This window comes from Mycoplasma sp. HS2188 (genome assembly GCF_025209835.1).
In the GTDB taxonomy this organism is placed as follows: Bacteria; Bacillota_I; Bacilli_A; order Mycoplasmatales; family Metamycoplasmataceae; genus Mycoplasmopsis.
The window spans coordinates 1-2,990 of sequence record NZ_JAOAOI010000021.1; the positions used below are offsets into that span (position 1 = coordinate 1).

Annotated in this window: 4 protein-coding genes; all 4 read left to right on the forward strand. The window is 27.7% G+C overall.

Annotation, left to right across the window (positions count from 1 at the left end; genetic code table 4):
* On the forward strand, window positions 1-1,102 hold a 1,102-nt coding region (locus N1F73_RS03495), incomplete at its 5' end, for a type IV secretory system conjugative DNA transfer family protein (protein ID WP_260360126.1).
* 22 nt (window positions 1,103-1,124) lie between these two features.
* Window positions 1,125-1,382, forward strand: a complete 258-nt coding sequence (locus tag N1F73_RS03500; RefSeq protein ID WP_260360127.1) for a hypothetical protein — start codon at window positions 1,125-1,127, stop codon at window positions 1,380-1,382.
* A 14-nt stretch (window positions 1,383-1,396) separates the two neighbouring features.
* Window positions 1,397-1,585, forward strand: a complete 189-nt coding sequence (locus N1F73_RS03505) for a hypothetical protein (RefSeq protein ID WP_260360128.1) — start codon at window positions 1,397-1,399, stop codon at window positions 1,583-1,585.
* Between the two features lie 48 nt (window positions 1,586-1,633).
* The coding region (locus N1F73_RS03510; RefSeq protein WP_260360129.1) for an Mbov_0392 family ICE element protein at window positions 1,634-2,990 on the forward strand (1,357 nt) is incomplete at its 3' end.

Sequence of the window (2,990 nt, forward strand, 5' to 3'; positions counted from 1 at the left end):
AAATGTCGTGATGACAATATTAAAATTTATGGTTCTTTACTCGTTAGAAAATAAAAAGTTTAGTTTAAATTACTTTACATTGTCAAATGTTGTTGCGTTTTTAAATTTAGATACTTTTACGATGGGTGAATGAACCAAGATTGTAAATGAAAATAGATATAAATCAATTTATTGAGAAAAATTAAAACGTGAGATGGATGCACTAATTACGACAGTGCCTGAGACATTAACTGGTATTTTGATTAATGCTACGAAGGCTCTAATTCAATTTTCTAATGATTTAAAAACTGAAGAAATTACATCGAAAAATAATGTTGATTTTGAACAAATGATTGGTAATGATAGACCATTTGCGATATTTATCAGTTTTCCAGACCATAAAAAATCATCATCATTTCTAATTCCGATTTTAATTAGTCAAATTTATAAAAGTGCGATTTCGAAAGCAAATTCTTTACCAGGTAAAAAATTGAATAGAAGTTTGCTATTTATTATGGAAGAGTTTAACTCAATTGAAAAAATACCAAATTTAGGTGATTGAATGTCGATATCAAGGTCGAGAAAAATATTTTTCCTTTTGGTGTTGCAGGACTATACACAATTAGATAAATATAACAGTGGTAAATCAGAGCATAAATTAATTAAATCGCAGGCAAGATTAACAGTGTTTTTAGAAACTAATAATGAGGAAACGCTAAAAGCGTATGCTGAGATGTTAGGTAAGTATGAAAAAGAGAGAAAATCGACTTCATATAATGGCAAAACAAAATCAGTTTCATCATCATTAAATAAAGAATTTGTGATGGATGTTGGCGATTTGAAATACAAATCTAAGGAGTTGGCGATTGTGTTAGCTGGTGGGTATAAACCGATAGCGATTAAACCAATGTTTTTATTTGATTATATGGATAAACCGAATTATGAGCATAGAGAGATTGTTGCTGATACAAATGATGGTATTTTGTGAGATTTTGAAAAAATGACCGAAATTAATATTGATGGTGGAGGTAGCGTTGAAAAAATATGTGATGAAGATTTAAATAAGCTGATAGAACAGAGAAAAAATTTAAATATTTTGTGCTCGAATGCAAATAGTGAATAAAACTAAAATGAAGGAGGTAATTGTGGACGATTTTCCAAAATATAAAATTCAAAGAGTGGATTATATTTATAAAAACTACAACATTAAAGTTATATTTAAATATTACTCAAATACCTTTACTGTTGATGTTTACCAAAAGCAAATATCTGATGAAGGTGATTATAAGTTTTTAGATCAGAATGAGTATTTTACGGAATATTTTTATTCTCATGTATTTGATGAAGAACTTCAATTAAGTATGCAGTACTTTATTCGCACGAGCTTAGAGAAATTAAATTAATGAAAGGAAAAAATATGAAAGAGAAACAAAATAAAGCAGAAGAGTTTTTAAATCAATTTGATGACTTCTGCACCAAAATGGAAGAAGATAAAGACTTTAGAAATGAAGTTGATTTAGATTTAAGAAAGAATGGAATAAAAAGTAAATATGTTATTTTTGCAAGTAAATGAAAAAAAATAGTTGAATCAGACAACGTTAAATAACAATATCGATGATTTTAGAAATAAATGAAATAAAAAAAGGAGAAAAATATGACGTTAGACGATATTAAAACATTTTGAATTAAAGATAGTTATGGAAATAAACAAAGTTATCGTTTTCGTGGCGATGATTTCGGAATGTGAGGTTTTTGATTAGCAACAATAGTTGCTCAAACTAAATCAGATTATGAATTAAAAACATTTGAAAATCGTCCATTAAAATTTAAGCTTGAATTTATGCCAAAGACTTCAATTACTATTTCACCACCTTATTCTCGCCATAATGCTAATTTTCATAAAGATGTAAATTATAGTATTACTATTGATAAAACTTATGATAAACATTTAACTAATGATTATATTAGAGAGAATTTTTCAAAAATTATTGAATATGAATTTAATAAACAGATGGGAATAGAATTAAAACACGAAAATTGAAATTTAAACCCTGAATTAAGACCTAAAAATCTCAAATTAGAAAATAATCTCGATGAAGTTAAAACTGATATGCTTGATTATGAAAATATATCTTACATGACGCAATATGCGTATGAGTGAGAAAGTGATGAAGATGTACTTAATCGATTTAATGAAAATATGAGTTCGCTAAATTCAAACGAAGAACGCAAAGCATATAAAGACATAATTGAAAACATTAATGAAAATATGGCTAAAAGCAATGATGATATTAACCAAAAAATCTTTGACCTAATAAGAACAAATAACAATATCGATGACTTGGAAAAACTAGATGGGTTGTTGCAAATTAATTTAGATGAGCCAAGCGAACTGCCTGGACTTGAAAAATATTTAGATGATAATCAAATATACTATGGTGCTGATATATTAGCGGACGCTGATGAAGATATTAAAGAATATGGTATAGATAGTAAATTCATACACGTGGTTAGAGACTTGTTGGAAATTAATGAAAACGAATATGTTGAAATCGATGCTTATTTAAATAGTGTTAAGACGGTTGGTGAATTGCGCGATGCTGCTGACAAATATTTAAGTGAAATTAGTAGCGTAGAGCTAGCTTCTTTATTAGAACTCGAACAACAAAATAAAAAAGAAGATATGGAATTAAAAAAACCTGATGAAGATAAACAAGATAAATCATCAATTGATTTGCTGATTGAAAAATCAAGTGCAGAATTAGATGAGTATTTTAATAGTGAAGAGAAAATGAAAGAATATTTAGATTTTATATCTGGTTTTGCAAATAAATATAGCTTTAAAAATATGAACTTGATTAAATCACAAATGGAAGGTGCAGCGATTGTTAAATCATTTACTGAGTGAAAAAAAGAAGGTGTATCGATTAAAGCTGGCCAGAAAGGTTTGAAAATATTAGCACCTAATGAAATGATTATGCTGGAAGAAATTGACGAGCAGGGAAATATTA